Raw genomic sequence first — 18,604 nt, 5'->3', positions numbered from 1 at the left:
ATGCTGCTGATGATCGACAACTACGACTCCTTCACCTTTAACCTGGTCCAGTACTTCTCTGAGCTGGGCGAAGAGGTGAAGGTGGTGCGCAACGACGAGATCACCGTCGACGAGATCGGTGCCCTGCAACCCGACCAGCTGGTGCTCTCGCCCGGCCCCTGTTCGCCGGCCGAGGCGGGCGTGTGCGTGCCGGCGATCCAGGCCTTCGTCGGCAAGCTGCCAATCCTGGGCGTGTGCCTGGGCCACCAGAGCATCGGTGCCGCGCTGGGCGGGCGCATCATCCGCGCCAAGACCCAGATGCACGGCAAGACCAGCGTCATCGACACCGATGGCGAAGGCGTCTACGCCGGCCTGCCCAAGCAGTTCACCGTGATCCGCTACCACTCGCTGGTGATCGAGGAGAGCACCCGGCCCGAGGCGCTGCAGGTGACCTCGCGCTCGGAAGATGGCGAGATCATGGGTGTGCGCCACCGCGAACTGGCCGGCACCCGCACGCCGCTGGAGGGCGTGCAGTTCCATCCCGAGTCCATCCTCTCCGAGCATGGGCATGCGATGCTGCGCAACTTTGTCGCGATGAGCCGCGCATGAAGACCGTCGACCTAAGGAGCGACACGGTCACGCGGCCCACCGCCGCGATGCGCGAGGCCATGGCCCGCGCCGAGGTGGGCGACGACGTCTTCGGCGACGACCCCACCGTCAACGCGCTGCAGGAGCGCATGGCGGCGCTGGCCGGCATGGAGGCGGCGCTGTTCATGCCCAGCGGCACGCAGAGCAACTTCTGCGCGCTGCTGGCGCACTGCCAGCGCGGCGACGAGTACATCGTCGGCCAGCTGGCCCACACCTACCGCTACGAGGGCGGCGGCGCCGCGGTGCTGGGCAGCATCCAGCCGCAGCCGCTGGCGCAGGACGCGCGCGGGCAGATGGCGCTGGCCGACATCGCCGGCGCGATCAAGCCCGACGACCCGCACTTCGCCCGCAGCCGCCTGCTGTGCCTGGAGAACACCTGGAACGGCCATGTGATGCCGCAGAGCTACCTGGCCGAGGCCACCGCGTTGGCGCGCTCGCGCGGCCTGGCCTGCCACCTGGACGGCGCGCGGGTGTTCAACGCCGCAGTGGCCGAGGCCGGGTCGGGGGGTGATGTTGCCAGCGCGCTGCGCGGCATCACGCGCCACTTCGACAGCGTCTCGATCTGCTGCTCCAAGGGCCTGGGCGCGCCGGTGGGCTCGCTGCTGTGCGGCTCGCGCGAGCTCATCACCCGCGCCCACCGCATCCGCAAGATGGCCGGCGGTGGCCTGCGCCAGGTCGGCCTGCTGGCCGCGGCGATCGACCATGCGCTGACCCACCACCTGGGCCGCCTTCACGAGGACCACGCGCTGGCCGCGCGCCTGGCCGACGGCCTGCGCGGCCTGCCGGGGCTGAGCGTCAAGAGCGCCGAAACCAACATCGTCTTCGTCGATGTGGCCGACGGCCGCGGCCCGGCGCTGCTGGCCCACCTGGCGGCGCAGGGCATCCTGGCCACCGGCCTGATCGGCCTGCGCTTCGTCACCCACCAGGACGTCGATGCCGCCGGCATCGACCGCACCATCGCCGCGGTGCGCGCCTTCGTCGAACTCTCCCCCGCCGCCGATGCGCCCACCGCGGCGTCGCGCGCCCCGTACTGACCCGCCCGAAAGACCGCCATGAGCATCACCAACACCGAGGCGCTGACCCGCGTCATCGAGCACCGAGAGATCTTCCACGACGAGATGCTGACGCTGATGCGCCGCATCATGAGCGGCGAGATGTCGCCGGTGATGATCGCCGCGCTGGCGATCGGCCTGCGCGTCAAGAAGGAGTCGATCGGCGAGATCGCCGCCGCCGCCCAGGTGATGCGCGAGTTCGCCACGCCGGTGCCGGTGGCCGACCGCACCGGCCTGGTCGACATCGTCGGCACCGGCGGCGACGGCAGCCACACCTTCAACATCTCCACCGCCAGCACCTTCGTTGCCGCGGCGGCGGGCGCGCGGGTGGCCAAGCACGGTGGGCGCAGCGTGTCGTCCACCAGCGGCTCGGCCGACGTGATGGAGGCGCTGGGCGCGCACATCAACCTCAACCCGGAGCAGGTGGCGCAGTGCCTGGCGCAGACCGGCATCGCCTTCATGTTCGCGCCCAACCACCATGCGTCGATGAAGCATGCGGCGCCGGTGCGCAAGGAGCTGGGCGTGCGCACCATCTTCAACATCCTGGGCCCGCTGACCAACCCGGCCGGCGCGCCCAACATCCTGCTGGGCGTGTTCCACCCCGACCTGGTGGGCATCCAGGTGCGCGTGCTGCAGCGCCTGGGCGCCGAGCATGCGATGGTGGTCTACGGCATGAACGGCATGGACGAGATTTCGCTGTCGGGCGAGACCATGGTGGGTGAGCTGAAGGACGGCTCGGTGCACGAGTACATGGTGCACCCCAGCGACTTCGGCCTGCCGGTCTACGACAGCCGCGTGCTGCGGGTGGCCAACCGCGATGAATCGGTGGCCTGCATCCAGCGCGCGCTGGGCAACGAGGACGGCCCGGTGCGCGACATCGTGCTGCTCAATGCCGGCGCCGCGCTGTACTGCGGCGGCCAGGCGGCCAGCATCAGCGACGGCGTGAAGCTGGCCCGCGAGGCGGTGGCCTCGGGGCGGGCCATGGCCAAGCTGAGCGCGTTTGTCGCGGCCACCCAGGCCTTGAAAGGCTGAGGGGCTGAGTCGATGGACGACATCCTTAAGAAGATCGTGGCGGTCAAGCACCAGGAAGTGGCCGCCGCCAGGGCGGCACGCGACCTGGCCAGCCTGCGCCGCGAGGCCGAATCGCTGGGTGGCCAGCGCGACTTCATCGGCGCGCTGCGCGCGAAGATCGCCGCCGGCCAGGCCGGTGTGATCGCCGAGATCAAGAAGGCCAGCCCCAGCAAGGGCGTGATGCGCGACCCCTTCGAGCCCGCCGACATCGCCGCCAGCTATGCCGCCCACGGCGCCGCCTGCCTGAGCGTGCTGACCGATGTGCAGTTCTTCCAGGGCAGCGCCGACTACCTGCGCGCCGCCCGCGTCGCCTGCGCGCTGCCGGTGCTGCGCAAGGACTTCATGGTCGATGACTACCAGGTGGTCGAGGCCCGCGCGATGGGTGCCGACTGCATCCTGCTGATCGCCGCCTGCCTGGACGACGCCCAGATGGCCGACCTGGAAGCCACCGCCCACGGCCTGGGCATGGCGGTACTGGTGGAGGTGCACGACGGCGCCGAACTGGACCGCGCACTGCGCCTGCGCACGCCGCTGGTGGGCATCAACAACCGCAACCTGCGCACCTTCGACGTGACCCTGGACACCACGCTGGGCCTGCTGCCGCGCGTGCCGGCCGACCGCCTGCTGGTGACCGAGTCGGGCATCCTGGGCCAGGCCGATGTGCAGCGCATGCGCGCCGCCCACGTGCACGCCTTCCTGGTCGGCGAGGCCTTCATGCGCCAGCCCGACCCGGGCGTGGCCCTGGCCACGCTGTTCGCGTGAGCGACTTGTTCGGCGGCGCCGGCTTGCGGCTGGAACAGCCGCTGGAGGCGCTGATTGCGGAAGTGGGCACTGACTGGCGAAGCGTTGTCGAGGCCTGGGTGGGCACGTCCGCCGGCCGCGGCCTGATCGCCCACGTCGACGCCCGCCGCACCGCCGGCGCGCTGATCTACCCCGCCCAGCCCTTCCGGGCGCTGGCGCTGACGCCGCTGGACGCGGTGCGGGCGGTGATCCTGGGCCAGGACCCGTACCACGGGCTGGGCCAGGCCGAAGGTCTGGCCTTCTCGGTGCCGCCGGGCCAGAAGATCCCGCCGAGCCTGCGCAACATCCACGCCGAGCTGCAGCGTGATCTGGGCCTGGTGCCGCCGCGCCACGGCCACCTGGGCGACTGGGCACGGCGCGGCGTGCTGCTGCTCAACACCAGCCTGACGGTCGAGGACGGCCAGCCGGCCAGTCATGCGAAGAAGGGCTGGGAGGCGCTGACCGATGCGCTGATCGAGGCGGTCGCCCGCCAGCCGCGCCGCATCGCCTTCCTGCTGTGGGGGGCACATGCGCAAGCCAAGGCGCCGCTGATCGAGGCCGCCGCGCCGGGCCGCCACCTGCTGCTGCAGGCCAACCACCCGTCGCCGCTGTCGGCCCGCCGCCCGCCGCTGCCCTTCCTGGGCTGCGGCCACTTCGGCGCCTGCCGCCAGGCGGGCATCGACGTCGACTGGCGGCTGGGCTGATCGCGCTGGCGCGCCGATTTGCGCACTGCACGAAAAAGCTGCTAAACTCTTGGGCTCGCTCCGGAGGGGTGCCCGAGTGGCTAAAGGGGGCAGACTGTAAATCTGTTGGCTTACGCCTACGCTGGTTCGAATCCAGCCTCCTCCACCAGAGCGAACCTGTCATGAGAGCACCAGCCGCAAGGCTGGTGCGGTGAGTGCGCCGGCCGCAAGGCTGGCGACAAGTTGCGAATGAGTGAACGAGTCCCGAGCGGGAGTAGTTCAATGGTAGAACCTTAGCCTTCCAAGCTAATGACGCGGGTTCGATTCCCGTCTCCCGCTCCAGTGAAGGACAGGGTTCGTTGGTGTGTGTCGAGTGAGTCGACACAGGCCTGAGGGGTGCCCCGGCAGCCCTCAATCCTGTGTCGATGCCCATGTGGCTCAGTGGTAGAGCACTCCCTTGGTAAGGGAGAGGTCGCGCGTTCGATCCGCGCCATGGGCACCACCTCTTTCTCGTTTTCATTGTTCTCGAACGCCCTCAGGGGCACCAGGAGCGCAAGATGGCAAAAGGCAAGTTTGAACGGACCAAGCCGCACGTGAACGTGGGCACGATTGGTCACGTGGACCATGGCAAGACGACGCTGACGGCGGCGATCACGACGATCCTGGCCAAGAAGTTCGGTGGCGAGGCCAAGGCCTACGACCAGATCGATGCGGCGCCGGAAGAGAAGGCACGCGGCATCACGATCAACACCGCGCACGTCGAGTACGAGACGGCCAACCGCCACTACGCGCACGTCGACTGCCCGGGCCACGCCGACTATGTGAAGAACATGATCACCGGCGCCGCCCAGATGGACGGCGCGATCCTGGTGTGCTCGGCCGCTGACGGCCCGATGCCCCAGACCCGCGAGCACATCCTGCTGGCGCGTCAGGTGGGCGTGCCCTACATCATCGTCTTCCTGAACAAGTGCGACATGGTCGACGACGCCGAGCTGCTCGAGCTGGTCGAGATGGAAGTGCGCGAGCTGCTCAGCAAGTACGACTTCCCCGGCGACGACACCCCGATCATCAAGGGCTCGGCCAAGCTGGCGATCGAAGGCGACACCGGTGACCTGGGCGAGCAGGCGATCTTCCGCCTGGCCGACGCGCTGGACAGCTACATCCCGACGCCCGAGCGCGCCGTGGACGGCACCTTCCTGATGCCGGTGGAAGACGTGTTCTCGATCTCGGGCCGCGGCACCGTGGTGACCGGTCGCGTCGAGCGCGGCATCATCAAGGTCGGCGAGGAAATCGAGATCGTCGGTATCAAGCCGACCCAGAAGACCACCTGCACCGGCGTGGAAATGTTCCGCAAGCTGCTGGACCAGGGCCAGGCGGGCGACAACGTGGGCATCCTGCTGCGCGGAACCAAGCGCGAGGAAGTCGAGCGCGGCCAGGTGCTGTGCAAGCCCGGCTCGATCAAGCCGCACACCCACTTCACCGCTGAGGTCTATGTCCTGAGCAAGGAAGAGGGCGGCCGCCACACCCCGTTCTTCAACAACTATCGCCCGCAGTTCTACTTCCGCACGACGGACGTGACCGGCGCGGTGGAGCTGCCGAAGGACAAGGAAATGGTCATGCCGGGCGACAACGTCAGCATCACCGTCAAGCTGATCGCCCCGATCGCGATGGAAGAAGGCCTGCGCTTCGCCATCCGTGAAGGCGGCCGCACCGTCGGCGCCGGCGTCGTGGCCAAGATCATCGAGTAAACCTTCCCGAAAAGGCCGCAGGGGTATAGCTCAATTGGCAGAGCGTCGGTCTCCAAAACCGAAGGTTGTAGGTTCGATTCCTACTGCCCCTGCCAACTGAACACGCTGCGCAGAACAGCGTGCCCGGTTGGTGGCTCCGCAAGGAGCCCAGCAGCCCGAAGCAGGCAGCCCGCAGGCCACCAGAGCCCGGCGGGCTTTCCTGCTGTTGGGCCGTCAGTCTCCTGACGGGCCGACAGACCACCCAAGCAGACCATGTCCACCTCTCCTCAAGTCGAAACTGTCTCCACCGGCGCTGACAAGGCCAAGCTGGCCGCAGCGGCGGTGCTGCTGATCGGCTCGGTCGCGGCCTTCTACCTGCTGAACCAGCAGAGCATGTGGCTGCGCGTGGTGGCCCTGCTGGTGGGCGTGGCCCTGGCGGTGGTCGTGTTCTTCACGTCCGAGAACGGCAAGCAGCTGATCGGCTTCGGCCGCGAGTCGGTGCGCGAGGTCAAGAAGGTCGTCTGGCCCACCCGCAAGGAAGCCGGCCAGATGACGCTGTACGTGTTCGCCTTCGTCGTCGTGATGGCCCTGTTCCTGTGGCTGACCGACAAGACGCTGGAGTGGGTGCTGTACGACCTGATCCTGGGCTGGAAGCGCTGAACGCGCACCCGGTCATCCAACAAGAGGCATCCGAATGAGCGAATCCGTCGCCCCCGACACCACCGCCAACGCACCGGCCAACGGCATGCGCTGGTACGTGGTGCATGCCTATTCGGGCATGGAGAAGGCCGTCGAGCGCAACATCCGCGAGCGCATCGAGCGCGCCGGCATGCAGGCCAAGTTCGGCCGCATCCTGGTGCCGACCGAGGAAGTGGTCGAGCTGAAGAACGGCAAGAAGTCGGTCACCGAGCGCCGCTTCTTCCCCGGCTACGTGCTGGTCGAGATGCTGATGGACGACGAGTCCTGGCACCTGGTCAAGCACACCAGCAAGGTCACCGGCTTCGTCGGCGGCGCGCGCAACCGCCCGGCCCCGATCTCCGAGGCCGAGGTGATGAAGATCGTCAACCAGATGCAGGAAGGCGTCGAGAAGCCGCGGCCCAAGGTCGAGTGGCAGGTCGGCGAGCTGGTCCGCGTCAAGGAAGGCCCGTTCACCGACTTCAACGGCGCCGTCGAGGAAGTCAACTACGAGAAGTCCAAGGTCCGCGTCTCGGTCACGATCTTCGGTCGTGCCACGCCAGTGGAGCTGGACTTCTCCCAGGTCGAAAAGGTCTGACGACCTGAGTCGTCAGACCTGTCGAGTCCGCCCCGCAGGGCGGGCTCAAAAGGTCAAGGCAGTCAGCAGCGTTCCCGACCCGGCGCCGCTGATGAAGTTCGAAACGGGTCGTGGACGAGGAGCCGAGGGGCTGATGCCCCGAAGCGTCTGAACTCGAAAAGGAGCCATTCATGGCAAAGAAGATCGTCGGCTTCATCAAGCTGCAGATCCCGGCCGGCAAGGCCAACCCCTCTCCGCCGGTCGGTCCGGCGCTGGGCCAGCGCGGCCTGAACATCATGGAGTTCTGCAAGGCGTTCAACGCCCAGACCCAGGGCATGGAGCCCGGTCTGATGCTGCCCGTGGTGATCACCGCCTTCGCTGACAAGTCCTTCACCTTCGTGCTGAAGTCGCCCCCGGCGACGGTGCTGATCAAGAAGGCGATCAAGCTGGACAAGGGCTCGGACAAGCCGCACCTGAACAAGGTGGGCAAGATCACCCGCGCCCAGCTGGAAGAGATCGCCAAGATGAAGCAGAAGGACCTGACGGCGGCCGACATGGACGCCGCGGTGAAGACGATTGCCGGTTCCGCCCGCTCGATGGGCGTGATCGTGGAGGGCGTGTGACATGGCAAAGCTGACCAAGAAGGCCAAGGCCCTGCAGGGCAAGGTCGACAGCCTGAAGCTGTACACCATCAATGACGCGCTGAGCCTGGTCAAGAGCTGCGCCACCGCCAAGTTCGATGAGTCGATCGACGTGGCCGTGCAGCTGGGCATCGACGCCAAGAAGTCGGACCAGGTCGTGCGTGGCGCCGTCGTGCTGCCCAACGGCACCGGCAAGACCAAGCGCGTGGCCGTGTTCGCCCAGGGCGCCAAGGCCGAGGAAGCCAAGGCCGCCGGCGCCGACGTGGTCGGCATGGAAGACCTGGCCGAGCGCGTCAAGGCGGGTGACATGCCCTTCGACGTGGTGATCGCCTCGCCCGACACGATGCGCATCGTCGGTACCCTGGGTCAGATCCTGGGCCCGCGCGGCCTGATGCCGAACCCGAAGGTCGGCACCGTGACCCCGGACGTCGCCACGGCGGTGAAGAACGCCAAGGCCGGTCAGGTCCAGTTCCGCGTCGACAAGGCCGGCATCATCCACGGCACGATCGGCCGTCGCTCGTTCGACGACGACAAGCTGGTGGGCAACCTGGCCGCGCTGCTGGAAGCCCTGAACAAGGCCAAGCCGGCCTCGTCCAAGGGTGTCTACCTGCGCAAGCTGGCCGTGTCCTCGACGATGGGCGTGGGTGCTCGCGTCGACATCAGCTCGGTGGCGATCAACACCGCCGCTGCCTGATCGAGGCATTGAATCCGGCCGGGCGGCCGTCTTGACGCCCGGTTGGTCATTGGTGGGCCGTGCCAGGAGCTTGCTCCGGGCGCGGGCCATCCAAGACCGCTGGTGACGGCACGCAGGTGCCGTCTTAATCGAACCCGAGGGTCCGCCCGAGGGGTCCACCAGCGCAGATGGCGTCCCCGCCGTGACGAAGGAAGTGAACCGTGATGGGCACCTCACTCGAAGCGGCAAGGTCGCTGAAACCCCGGTGCACCGGAGTCGCCCGTCAGGGTGGCGAAGGTGCGTGATGTGAGGAGTAGACCTTGAGTCTCAACCGCAACGAGAAGGCGGCCGTGATCGAGGAAGTGGCAGCGCAAGCCGCCAAGTCCCAGACCCTGGCGCTGGCCGAGTACCGTGGCCTCACCGTGGAAGCCCTGAACAAGCTGCGCGTCGATGCGCGTGCCAAGGGTGTGTATCTTCACGTGCTGAAGAACACCCTGGCCCGTCGCGCTGTCGCCGGCACCCCGTTCGAGGTGGCCGCGGAGAGCATGGCCGGTCCGCTGATCTACGGCTTTTCGGAAGATGCCGTCGCCGCGGCCAAAGTCATCGCCGACTTTGCCAAGGGCAACGACAAGCTGGTCATCAAGGCTGGTGCCTACGCTGGCAAGGCCCTGGACGCCGACGGCGTCAAGGCCCTGGCGTCGATCCCCAGCAAGGAAGTCCTGCTGGCCCAGATCGCTGGCCTGCTGATGTCGCCCGTGCAACGCATGGCCGGCGTCCTGGCTGCCCTGTCCGAGAAGCGTGGTGGCGGCGCTGAAGCGCCTGCCGAGGCCCCTGCGGCCTGATCCCGCTGCCTGTACCCATTCACTGATTCACTGATTTCAAGGAAACCATCATGGCTTTCGACAAAGACGCCTTCCTGACCGCCCTGGACAGCATGTCCGTCATGGAACTCAACGACCTGGTCAAGGCGATTGAAGAGAAGTTCGGCGTGTCCGCCGCCGCCATGGCCGCCCCGGCCGCCGGCGGTGCCGCTGGCGCTGGCGCCCCGGCCGCTGAAGAGAAGACCGAGTTCAACGTCGTGCTGACCGAAGCCGGCGCCAACAAGGTCTCGGTCATCAAGGCCGTGCGCGAACTGACCGGCCTGGGCCTGAAGGAAGCCAAGGACCTGGTCGACGGCGCCCCGAAGAACGTCAAGGAAGGCATTGCCAAGGCCGACGCCGAAGCCGCCGTCAAGAAGCTGGTGGAAGCCGGCGCCAAGGCCGAGCTGAAGTAATTCAGCCCCCTGGCCAGGAGGCTGGGAGCCCGCCAAGGGCTCCCGGCCTTTTGCGCTTACAGGGCGCACCGCGGCGGCCCCGGTCGCGGCGGTGCAAAACCCTGTTGAGAGCAGCTGGAAAATTCCCGAGTGATAATCGTGGGTTTTCCAAGTGTTCTCTGATCCGACTGCAGAGAACGGGTTTGGTCGGACTCCGGTGCAATGCCGGGGTTGTCCGCCAGCGGTTGGTAGTGGCCAACCACCAAGCTTTCAGGTCTCCCCGTGAGGGGATGAGCCTGGCCAGCCAGTCGCCGACGCAGCCCGTGCTACCGGCCGGCACGCGCTGTCGATACGGAGTCTTCCATGGCGCAAGCAACCCCCTACAGCTACACCGAGCGCAAGCGTATCCGCAAGAGCTTCGGCAAGCGCGAGAGCGTTCTCAACGTCCCCTACCTGCTGACGATGCAGCGGGAGTCCTACGTCGCCTTCCTGCAGAAGGACACCCCGCCGCAGCAGCGCAAGCCCGAAGGCTTGCAGGCCGCCTTCCTGTCCGCGTTCCCGATCGTGTCGCACAACGGGTTCGTGGAGATGAAGTTCATCGAATTCAACATCGCCAAGCCCACGTTCGACGTGCGCGAGTGCCAGCAGCGCGGCCTGACCTTTGCCGCCGCGGTGCGCGCCAAGCTGCAGATGATCATCTATGACCGCGAGGCGCATCCTGCCAAGGTGGTCAAGGAGATCAAGGAGCAGGAGGTCTACATGGGCGAGGTGCCCCTGATGACCGACTACGGCTCGTTCATCGTCAACGGCACCGAACGCGTCATCGTCAGCCAGCTGCACCGCTCGCCCGGCGTGTTCTTCGAGCACGACAAGGGCAAGACCCACAGCTCGGGCAAGCTGCTGTTCAGCGCCCGCATCATTCCCTACCGCGGCTCCTGGCTGGACTTCGAGTTCGACCCGAAGGACATCCTGTACTTCCGCGTCGACCGTCGCCGCAAGATGCCGGTCACGATCCTGCTCAAGGCCATCGGCCTGAACCCCGAGCAGATCCTGGCGCACTTCTTCAAGAACGACACCTTCCGCCTGATGGATGCGGGCGCGCAGATGGAGTTCGTGCCCGAGCGCCTGAAGGGCGAGGTGGCCCGCTTCGACATCACCGACAAGACCGGTGCGGTCATCGTCGAGAAGGACAAGCGCATCACCGCGCGCCACGTGCGCCAGCTCGAGCAGGGCGGCACCACCTTCATCTCGGTGCCGGAAGACTTCCTGGTGGGCCGCATCGTGGCCCGCAACATGGTCGACCCGGACACCGGCGAGATCATCGCCAAGGCCAACGACGAGCTGACCGAGTCGCTGCTCAAGAAGCTGCGCGCCGCCGGCATCAAGGACATCCAGTGCCTGTTCACCAATGAACTGGACCAGGGTGCCTACATCAGCCAGACCCTGGGTCTGGACGAGACCGCCGACCAGCTGGCCGCCCGCGTCGCGATCTACCGCATGATGCGCCCCGGCGAGCCGCCGACCGAGGACGCCGTCGAGGCCCTGTTCCAGCGCCTGTTCTACAGCGCCGACACGTATGACCTGTCGCGCGTGGGCCGCATGAAGTTCAACGCCCGCGTGGGCCGCGACGCCCCCGAAGGCCCGATGACGCTGTCCAACGAGGACATCCTGGACGTCGTCAAGATCCTGGTCGAACTGCGCAACGGCCGCGGCGAGGTCGATGACATCGACCACCTGGGCAACCGCCGCGTGCGCTGCGTGGGCGAACTGGCCGAGAACCAGTACCGCTCGGGCCTGGCCCGCATCGAGAAGGCCGTCAAGGAGCGTCTGGGCCAGGCCGAGACCGAGGCCCTGATGCCGCACGACCTGATCAACTCCAAGCCGATCTCCGCGGCGCTCAAGGAGTTCTTCGGAGCGTCGCAGCTGTCGCAGTTCATGGACCAGACCAACCCGCTGTCCGAGATCACGCACAAGCGTCGCGTCTCGGCCCTGGGCCCGGGCGGTCTGACCCGCGAGCGCGCCGGCTTCGAGGTGCGCGACGTGCACCCCACGCACTACGGCCGCGTCTGCCCGATCGAAACGCCGGAAGGCCCGAACATCGGCCTGATCAACTCGCTCGCGCTGTACGCCCAGCTCAACGAGTACGGCTTCCTCGAGACGCCGTACCGCCGCGTGGTCGACAGCAAGGTGACCGACCAGATCGACTACCTGTCGGCCATCGAGGAAGGCAAGTACGTCATCGCCCAGGCGAACGCCTCGCTGGGCGCCGACGGCACGCTGACCGACGAGCTGGTCTCGGCCCGTGAGAACGGCGAATCGGTGCTGACCTCGCCCGAGCGCATCCAGTACATGGACGTGGCGCCGACGCAGATCGTCTCGGTGGCGGCCTCGCTGGTGCCCTTCCTGGAGCACGACGACGCGAACCGCGCGCTGATGGGCGCCAACATGCAGCGCCAGGCCGTGCCGGTGCTGCGCCCCGAGAAGGCCCTGGTGGGCACCGGTGTCGAGCGCGTCGCCGCGGTCGACTCGGGCACCGTGGTCACGGCGCGCCGCGGCGGTGTGGTCGACTATGTCGACACCAACCGCGTGGTGATCCGCGTCAATGACGCGGAAGCCGTGGCGGGTGAAGTCGGCGTCGACATCTACAACCTGATCAAGTACCAGCGCTCGAACCAGAACACCAACATCCACCAGCGCGCCATCGTGCGCCGCGGTGACAAGGTGGCGGCGGGCGACGTGGTGGCCGACGGCGCGTCGACCGACCTGGGTGAACTGGCCCTGGGCCAGAACATGCTGGTCGCGTTCATGCCCTGGAACGGCTACAACTTCGAGGACTCGATCCTGATCAGCGAGCGCGTCGTCGCCGAAGACCGCTACACCTCGATCCACATCGAGGAACTGGTGGTCATGGCCCGCGACACCAAGCTGGGCGCCGAGGAAATCACCCGCGACATTCCCAACCTGTCCGAGCAGCAACTGGCGCGCCTGGACGAGTCGGGCATCGTCTACATCGGCGCCGAGGTCAACCCCGGCGACGTGCTGGTGGGCAAGGTCACCCCCAAGGGCGAGACCACGCTGACCCCGGAAGAGAAGCTGCTGCGCGCGATCTTCGGCGAGAAGGCCTCCGACGTGAAGGACACCTCGCTGCGCGTCGACCAGGGCACGCAGGGCACCGTCATCGACGTGCAGGTCTTCACCCGTGAAGGCATCCAGCGCGACAAGCGCGCCCAGCAGATCATCGACGATGAACTCAAGCGCTTCCGCCTGGACCTGAACGACCAGCTGCGCATCGTCGAGGCCGACGCCTTCGACCGGATCGAGAAGCTGCTGGTCGGCAGCGTGGCCAATGGCGGCCCGCAGCGCCTGGCCAAGGGCGCGTCGATCACCAAGGAGTACCTGGCCGGCATCGACAAGTACCACTGGTTCGACGTCCGTCCGGCCGAGGAGACCCTGGCCAACCAGCTCGAGTCGATCAAGAACTCGCTCGAGCAGACCCGCCACGGCTTCGACCTCGCCTTCGAGGAAAAGCGCAAGAAGCTGACCCAGGGCGACGAGCTGCCCGCCGGCGTGCTGAAGATGGTCAAGGTCTACCTGGCCGTCAAGCGCCGCCTGCAGCCTGGCGACAAGATGGCCGGCCGCCACGGCAACAAGGGTGTGGTGTCCAAGATCGTGCCGGTCGAGGACATGCCCTACATGGCCGACGGCACCCCCGCCGACATCGTTCTGAACCCGCTGGGCGTGCCCTCGCGGATGAACGTCGGCCAGGTGCTGGAAGTGCACCTGGGCTGGGCCGGCAAGGGCATCGGCCAGCGCATCGGCGACATGCTGCAGCGCGAGGCCGCGGTGGCCGAGCTGCGCCAGTTCATGGACGAGCTCTACAACCAGTCGGGCGGCAAGTCCGAGAACCTGGGCGAGTTCACCGACGCCGAGGTCATCGAGATGGCCCAGGAACTCAGCAAGGGTGTGCCCTTCGCGACGCCGGTCTTCGACGGCGCCAAGGAAGAGGAAATCCGCGCCATGCTGAAGCTGGCCTACCCGGAAGACATCGCCACCCGCAAGGGCCTGACCGACACCCGCACCCAGGCATGGCTGCATGACGGCCGCACCGGCGAGCGCTTCGAACGCCCGACCACCGTGGGGTACATGCACGTGCTGAAGCTGCACCACCTGGTCGACGACAAGATGCACGCCCGCTCCACCGGCCCGTACAGCCTGGTCACCCAGCAGCCGCTGGGCGGCAAGGCGCAGTTCGGCGGCCAGCGCTTCGGCGAAATGGAAGTCTGGGCGCTGGAAGCCTACGGCGCCGCCTACGTGCTGCAGGAAATGCTGACCGTCAAGTCGGACGACGTGAACGGCCGCACCAAGGTGTACGAGAACATCGTCAAGGGCGAGCACGCGATCGATGCCGGCATGCCGGAATCGTTCAACGTGCTGGTGAAGGAAATCCGCTCGCTGGGTATCGACATCGAGCTGGAGAAGAACTGATCGCCTGGGCGGCAGGCCCCGCGCCTGCCGCTGCAGTCATCCGTCCCCTTTTCCATCTCGATACCACATTAGGAGTTAAGCCATGAAAGGCTTGCTGGACCTCTTCAAGCAGTTCACCCCGGATGAACACTTCGACGCGATCAAGATCGGGCTGGCTTCGCCCGAGAAGATCCGTTCGTGGTCGTTCGGCGAGGTGAAGAAGCCCGAGACCATCAACTACCGCACCTTCAAGCCGGAGCGTGACGGCCTGTTCTGCGCCAAGATCTTCGGCCCGATCAAGGACTACGAGTGCCTGTGCGGCAAGTACAAGCGCCTGAAGCACCGCGGCGTGATCTGCGAGAAGTGCGGCGTTGAAGTCACCCAGACCAAGGTGCGCCGCGAGCGCATGGGCCACATCGACCTGGCCGCGCCCTGCGCCCACATCTGGTTCCTGAAGTCGCTGCCGTCGCGTCTGGGCCTGGTGCTCGACATGACGCTGCGCGACATCGAGCGCGTGCTGTACTTCGAAGCCTACGTCGTCGTCGACCCCGGCATGACCTCGCTGAAGAAGTTCAGCATCATGAGCGAGGACGAATACGAGGCCAAGCGTGCCGATCCCGCCTTCGGCGATGACTTCGAGGCCCTGATGGGCGCCGAGGGCATCCAGAAGCTGCTCGCCGAGATGGACCTCGACGTCGAGATCGACAAGCTGCGCAACGACATGACCGGCAGCGAGCTGAAGGTCAAGAAGAACTCCAAGCGCCTGAAGGTGATGGAGGCCTTCAAGAAGTCGGGCATCAAGCCGCACTGGATGGTGATGGACGTGCTGCCGGTGCTGCCGCCGGACCTGCGTCCGCTGGTGCCCCTGGATGGCGGCCGCTTCGCCACCTCGGACCTGAACGACCTCTACCGTCGCGTCATCAACCGCAACAACCGCCTGGCCCGTCTGCTCGAGCTCAAGGCCCCCGAGATCATCGTGCGCAACGAAAAGCGCATGCTGCAGGAGGCCGTCGATTCGCTGCTGGACAACGGCCGTCGCGGCAAGGCCATGACCGGCGCGAACAAGCGCGCGCTGAAGTCGCTGGCCGACATGATCAAGGGCAAGAGCGGCCGCTTCCGCCAGAACCTGCTGGGCAAGCGCGTCGACTACTCGGGCCGCTCGGTCATCACCGTGGGTCCGACGCTCAAGCTGCACCAGTGCGGCCTGCCCAAACTGATGGCGCTGGAGCTGTTCAAGCCCTTCATCTTCAGCCGGCTGGAGGCGATGGGCATCGCCACCACCATCAAGGCGGCGAAGAAGGAAGTGGAATCGGGCACGCCGGTGGTATGGGACATCCTTGAGGAAGTCATCAAGGAACACCCGGTCATGCTCAACCGCGCCCCGACGCTGCACCGCCTGGGCATCCAGGCCTTCGAGCCGGTGCTGATCGAGGGCAAGGCGATCCAGCTGCACCCGCTGGTCTGCGCGGCCTTCAACGCCGACTTCGACGGTGACCAGATGGCCGTCCACGTGCCGCTGTCGATCGAAGCGCAGATGGAAGCCCGCGCCCTGATGCTGGCCTCGAACAACGTGCTCTTCCCGGCCTCGGGCGAGCCGTCGATCGTGCCCTCGCAGGACGTGGTGCTGGGCCTGTACTACGCCACCCGCGAGCGCATCAACGGCAAGGGCGAAGGCATGGTCTTCTCCGACACCGTCGAGCTGCAGCGCGCGCTGGACAACGGTGCGGTCGAGATCACCTCGAAGATCTCGGTGCGCCTGGTCGAGTGGACCAAGGACGCCGATGGCGAGTTCCAGCCCGAGACCAAGCTGGTCGACACCACCGTCGGCCGTGCGCTGCTCTCCGAGATCCTGCCCAAGGGCCTGCCGTTCGCCAACATCAACAAGGCGCTCAAGAAGAAGGAAATCTCGCGCCTGATCAACGTTTCCTTCCGCAAGTGCGGCCTGAAGGAGACCGTGGTCTTCGCTGACAAGCTGCTGCAGTCGGGCTTCCGCCTGGCCACGCGCGCCGGCATCTCGATCGCCATCGACGACATGCTGGTGCCGCCGCAGAAGGCCGGCCTGATCGAGCGTGCCGAGAAGGAGGTCAAGGAGATCGAGCAGCAGTACGTCTCGGGCCTGGTCACCGCCGGTGAGCGCTACAACAAGGTCGTGGACATCTGGGGCAAGACCGGCGACGAGGTCGGCAAGGTCATGATGTCGCAGCTGTCCAAGCAGAAGGTCATCGACCGTCACGGCAAGGAAGTCGACCAGGAGTCGTTCAACTCGATCTACATGATGGCCGACTCGGGCGCGCGGGGTTCCGCCGCCCAGATCCGCCAGCTGGCCGGCATGCGGGGCCTGATGGCCAAGCCGGACGGCTCGATCATCGAGACGCCGATCACCGCGAACTTCCGCGAAGGCCTGAACGTTCTGCAGTACTTCATCTCCACCCACGGCGCCCGCAAGGGCCTGGCGGACACGGCGCTGAAGACCGCGAACTCCGGCTACCTGACCCGCCGCCTGGTGGACGTCACGCAGGATCTGGTGGTGGTCGAGGACGACTGCGGCACCGAGCACGGCTTCGCCATGCGCGCGCTGGTCGAGGGCGGTGAAGTCATCGAGTCGCTGCGCGACCGCATCCTGGGCCGCGTCACCGCGGTCGAGGTGACCCACCCCGAGACCCAGGAGATCCTGATCCCCGCCGGCACCATGCTGGACGAGGACAACCTGGACGTCATCGAGTCGGCCGGCGTCGACGAGGTCAAGGTCCGCACCCCGCTGACCTGCGGCACGCGCTTCGGCCTGTGCGCCAAGTGCTACGGCCGCGACCTGGGCCGCGGTGGCCTGGTGAACACCGGCGAAGCGGTGGGCGTGATCGCCGCGCAGTCGATCGGCGAGCCGGGCACGCAGCTGACGATGCGAACCTTCCACATCGGTGGTGCGGCGTCGCGTGCGGCGGTGGCCTCCAGCGTGGATGCCAAGTCGGACGGCTTCATCGGCTTCAACGCCACGATGCGCTACGTGACCAACGGCAAGGGCGAACTGGTGGTGATCTCGCGTTCCGGCGAGATCATCATCTCCGACCAGCACGGCCGCGAGCGCGAGCGCCACAAGGTGCCGTACGGCGCCACGCTGAACGTCAAGGCCGACCAGCAGATCAAGGCCGGCACCGTGCTGGCCAACTGGGACCCGCTGACCCGCCCGATCATCACCGAGTTCGCCGGCAAGGCGCGCTTCGAGAACGTCGAGGAAGGCGTCACCGTCGCCAAGCAGGTGGACGAGGTCACCGGCCTGTCGACGCTGGTGGTGATCGACCCGAAGCGCCGCGGCGCGGCCAAGGTCGTGCGTCCGCAGGTCAAGCTGCTCGACGCCGCCGGCCAGGAAGTCAAGATCCCCGGCACCGACCACTCGGTGACGATCGGCTTCCAGGTGGGCGCGCTGATCCAGATCCGCGACGGCCAGGACCTGGCGCCGGGTGAAGTGCTGGCGCGCATCCCGGTCGAAGGCCAGAAGACCCGTGACATCACCGGCGGTCTGCCGCGGGTGGCCGAGCTCTTCGAAGCCCGCTCGCCCAAGGACAAGGGCACGCTGGCCGAGATCACCGGCACGGTGTCCTTCGGCAAGGAGACCAAGGGCAAGGTGCGCCTGCAGATCACCGACCCGGACGGCAAGGTGTTCGAGGAGCTGGTGCCCAAGGAGAAGAACATCCTGGTGCACGAAGGCCAGGTGGTCAACCGCGGCGAGCTGATCGTCGACGGCGCGGCGGATCCGCAGGACATCCTGCGCCTGCTGGGCGTCGAGGAGCTGGCGCGCTACATCGTCGACGAGGTGCAGGACGTCTACCGTCTGCAGGGCGTGAAGATCAACGACAAGCACATCGAGGTGATCGTTCGCCAGATGCTGCGCCGCGTGCAGATCGTCAACCCGGGCGACTCGACCTACATCGCCGGCGAACAGGTGGAGCGCTCCGAGCTGCTCAACACCAACGAGAAGCTGCGCGCCGAGGACAAGCTGCCGGCCACCTACCAGGACGTGCTGCTGGGCATCACCAAGGCCTCGCTGTCGACCGACTCGTTCATCTCCGCGGCCTCCTTCCAGGAGACCACCCGCGTGCTGACCGAGGCGGCGATCATGGGCAAGCGCGACTCGCTGCGCGGCCTGAAGGAAAACGTCATCGTCGGCCGCCTGATCCCGGCCGGCACTGGCATGGCCTTCCACCAGGCCCGCAAGGCCAAGGAAGAGATGGACGAGACCGAGCGTCGCGCCATCGCGCTGCAGGAGGCCGAGGAACTGGCCGCCACGCAGCTGGCCGCGCTGGATGACGCGGGCGACGCACCGGCCGGCGAATAAGCCGCGGCGGCTGCCACCCCAGGAAGGGCGACCGAGAGGTCGCCCTTTTTTC

14 protein-coding genes and 4 tRNA genes are annotated in these 18,604 nt (G+C 67.0%); all 18 read left to right on the top strand.

Annotated elements, in window-relative coordinates; translation table 11 throughout:
• The 18 genes from KAK07_RS08485 to rpoC all read left to right on the top strand — a co-directional run bounded on the left by KAK07_RS08485 (window position 1) and on the right by rpoC (window position 18,552).
• Window positions 1-588: an aminodeoxychorismate/anthranilate synthase component II gene (locus KAK07_RS08485; RefSeq protein ID WP_210801712.1), complete on the top strand. Its 588-nt coding sequence runs from the start codon at window positions 1-3 to the stop codon at window positions 586-588.
• Entirely contained in the window at window positions 585-1,661 is a 1,077-nt protein-coding gene (ltaE, locus tag KAK07_RS08480) for a low-specificity L-threonine aldolase (RefSeq protein WP_210860199.1), read from the top strand. The genes KAK07_RS08485 and ltaE overlap by 4 nt, the downstream gene beginning before the upstream one ends.
• Window positions 1,662-1,679: 18 nt before the next feature.
• Window positions 1,680-2,711 carry an anthranilate phosphoribosyltransferase gene (gene trpD, locus KAK07_RS08475; RefSeq protein ID WP_210860197.1) on the top strand — a complete coding sequence of 344 codons (1,032 nt, stop codon included), beginning with the start codon at window positions 1,680-1,682 and terminating at the stop codon, window positions 2,709-2,711.
• Between the two features lie 12 nt (window positions 2,712-2,723).
• Window positions 2,724-3,512 carry an indole-3-glycerol phosphate synthase TrpC gene (trpC, locus tag KAK07_RS08470; RefSeq protein WP_210860195.1) on the top strand — a complete coding sequence of 263 codons (789 nt, stop codon included), beginning with the start codon at window positions 2,724-2,726 and terminating at the stop codon, window positions 3,510-3,512.
• 5 nt (window positions 3,513-3,517) lie between these two features.
• On the top strand, window positions 3,518-4,234 hold the full coding sequence (locus tag KAK07_RS08465) for a uracil-DNA glycosylase (protein WP_375141221.1): 717 nt from the start codon (window positions 3,518-3,520) through the stop codon (window positions 4,232-4,234).
• Window positions 4,235-4,296: 62 nt separating this feature from the next.
• Window positions 4,297-4,382, top strand: a tRNA-Tyr gene (locus KAK07_RS08460).
• A gap of 99 nt (window positions 4,383-4,481) precedes the next feature.
• A tRNA-Gly gene (locus KAK07_RS08455) sits at window positions 4,482-4,555 on the top strand.
• Between the two features lie 85 nt (window positions 4,556-4,640).
• Window positions 4,641-4,715, top strand: a tRNA-Thr gene (locus KAK07_RS08450).
• 55 nt (window positions 4,716-4,770) lie between these two features.
• Entirely contained in the window at window positions 4,771-5,961 is a 1,191-nt protein-coding gene (gene tuf / locus KAK07_RS08445; protein ID WP_210860184.1) for an elongation factor Tu, read from the top strand.
• Between the two features lie 19 nt (window positions 5,962-5,980).
• Window positions 5,981-6,056 (top strand) — tRNA-Trp (locus tag KAK07_RS08440).
• 157 nt (window positions 6,057-6,213) lie between these two features.
• Window positions 6,214-6,600 carry a preprotein translocase subunit SecE gene (gene secE, locus KAK07_RS08435; RefSeq protein ID WP_210852885.1) on the top strand — a complete coding sequence of 129 codons (387 nt, stop codon included), beginning with the start codon at window positions 6,214-6,216 and terminating at the stop codon, window positions 6,598-6,600.
• Window positions 6,601-6,634: 34 nt separating this feature from the next.
• Complete coding sequence (gene nusG, locus KAK07_RS08430; RefSeq protein ID WP_210852884.1) at window positions 6,635-7,213, top strand: transcription termination/antitermination protein NusG; 579 nt, start codon at window positions 6,635-6,637, stop codon at window positions 7,211-7,213.
• Window positions 7,214-7,383: 170 nt separating this feature from the next.
• Window positions 7,384-7,815, top strand: coding sequence for a 50S ribosomal protein L11 (rplK, locus tag KAK07_RS08425; protein WP_210852883.1), 432 nt, complete (start codon window positions 7,384-7,386; stop codon window positions 7,813-7,815).
• Window position 7,816: 1 nt separating this feature from the next.
• Window positions 7,817-8,527 carry a 50S ribosomal protein L1 gene (gene rplA / locus KAK07_RS08420; protein WP_210860192.1) on the top strand — a complete coding sequence of 237 codons (711 nt, stop codon included), beginning with the start codon at window positions 7,817-7,819 and terminating at the stop codon, window positions 8,525-8,527.
• A 299-nt stretch (window positions 8,528-8,826) separates the two neighbouring features.
• Window positions 8,827-9,348 (top strand): 50S ribosomal protein L10, encoded by a 522-nt coding sequence (gene rplJ, locus KAK07_RS08415; RefSeq protein WP_210852880.1) that lies wholly within the window; start codon window positions 8,827-8,829, stop codon window positions 9,346-9,348.
• A gap of 50 nt (window positions 9,349-9,398) precedes the next feature.
• Window positions 9,399-9,779, top strand: coding sequence for a 50S ribosomal protein L7/L12 (rplL, locus tag KAK07_RS08410; protein ID WP_210860190.1), 381 nt, complete (start codon window positions 9,399-9,401; stop codon window positions 9,777-9,779).
• 342 nt (window positions 9,780-10,121) lie between these two features.
• On the top strand, window positions 10,122-14,243 hold the full coding sequence (rpoB, locus tag KAK07_RS08405; RefSeq protein WP_210860188.1) for a DNA-directed RNA polymerase subunit beta: 4,122 nt from the start codon (window positions 10,122-10,124) through the stop codon (window positions 14,241-14,243).
• 82 nt (window positions 14,244-14,325) lie between these two features.
• Window positions 14,326-18,552, top strand: coding sequence for a DNA-directed RNA polymerase subunit beta' (gene rpoC / locus KAK07_RS08400; protein WP_210852874.1), 4,227 nt, complete (start codon window positions 14,326-14,328; stop codon window positions 18,550-18,552).
• Window positions 18,553-18,604 lie beyond the last annotated feature (52 nt).

Source organism: Ideonella alba, from assembly GCF_018069875.1.
GTDB lineage: Bacteria > Pseudomonadota > Gammaproteobacteria > Burkholderiales > Burkholderiaceae_C > Ideonella > Ideonella alba.
This window is presented reverse-complemented; position numbering and strand designations above follow the sequence as displayed.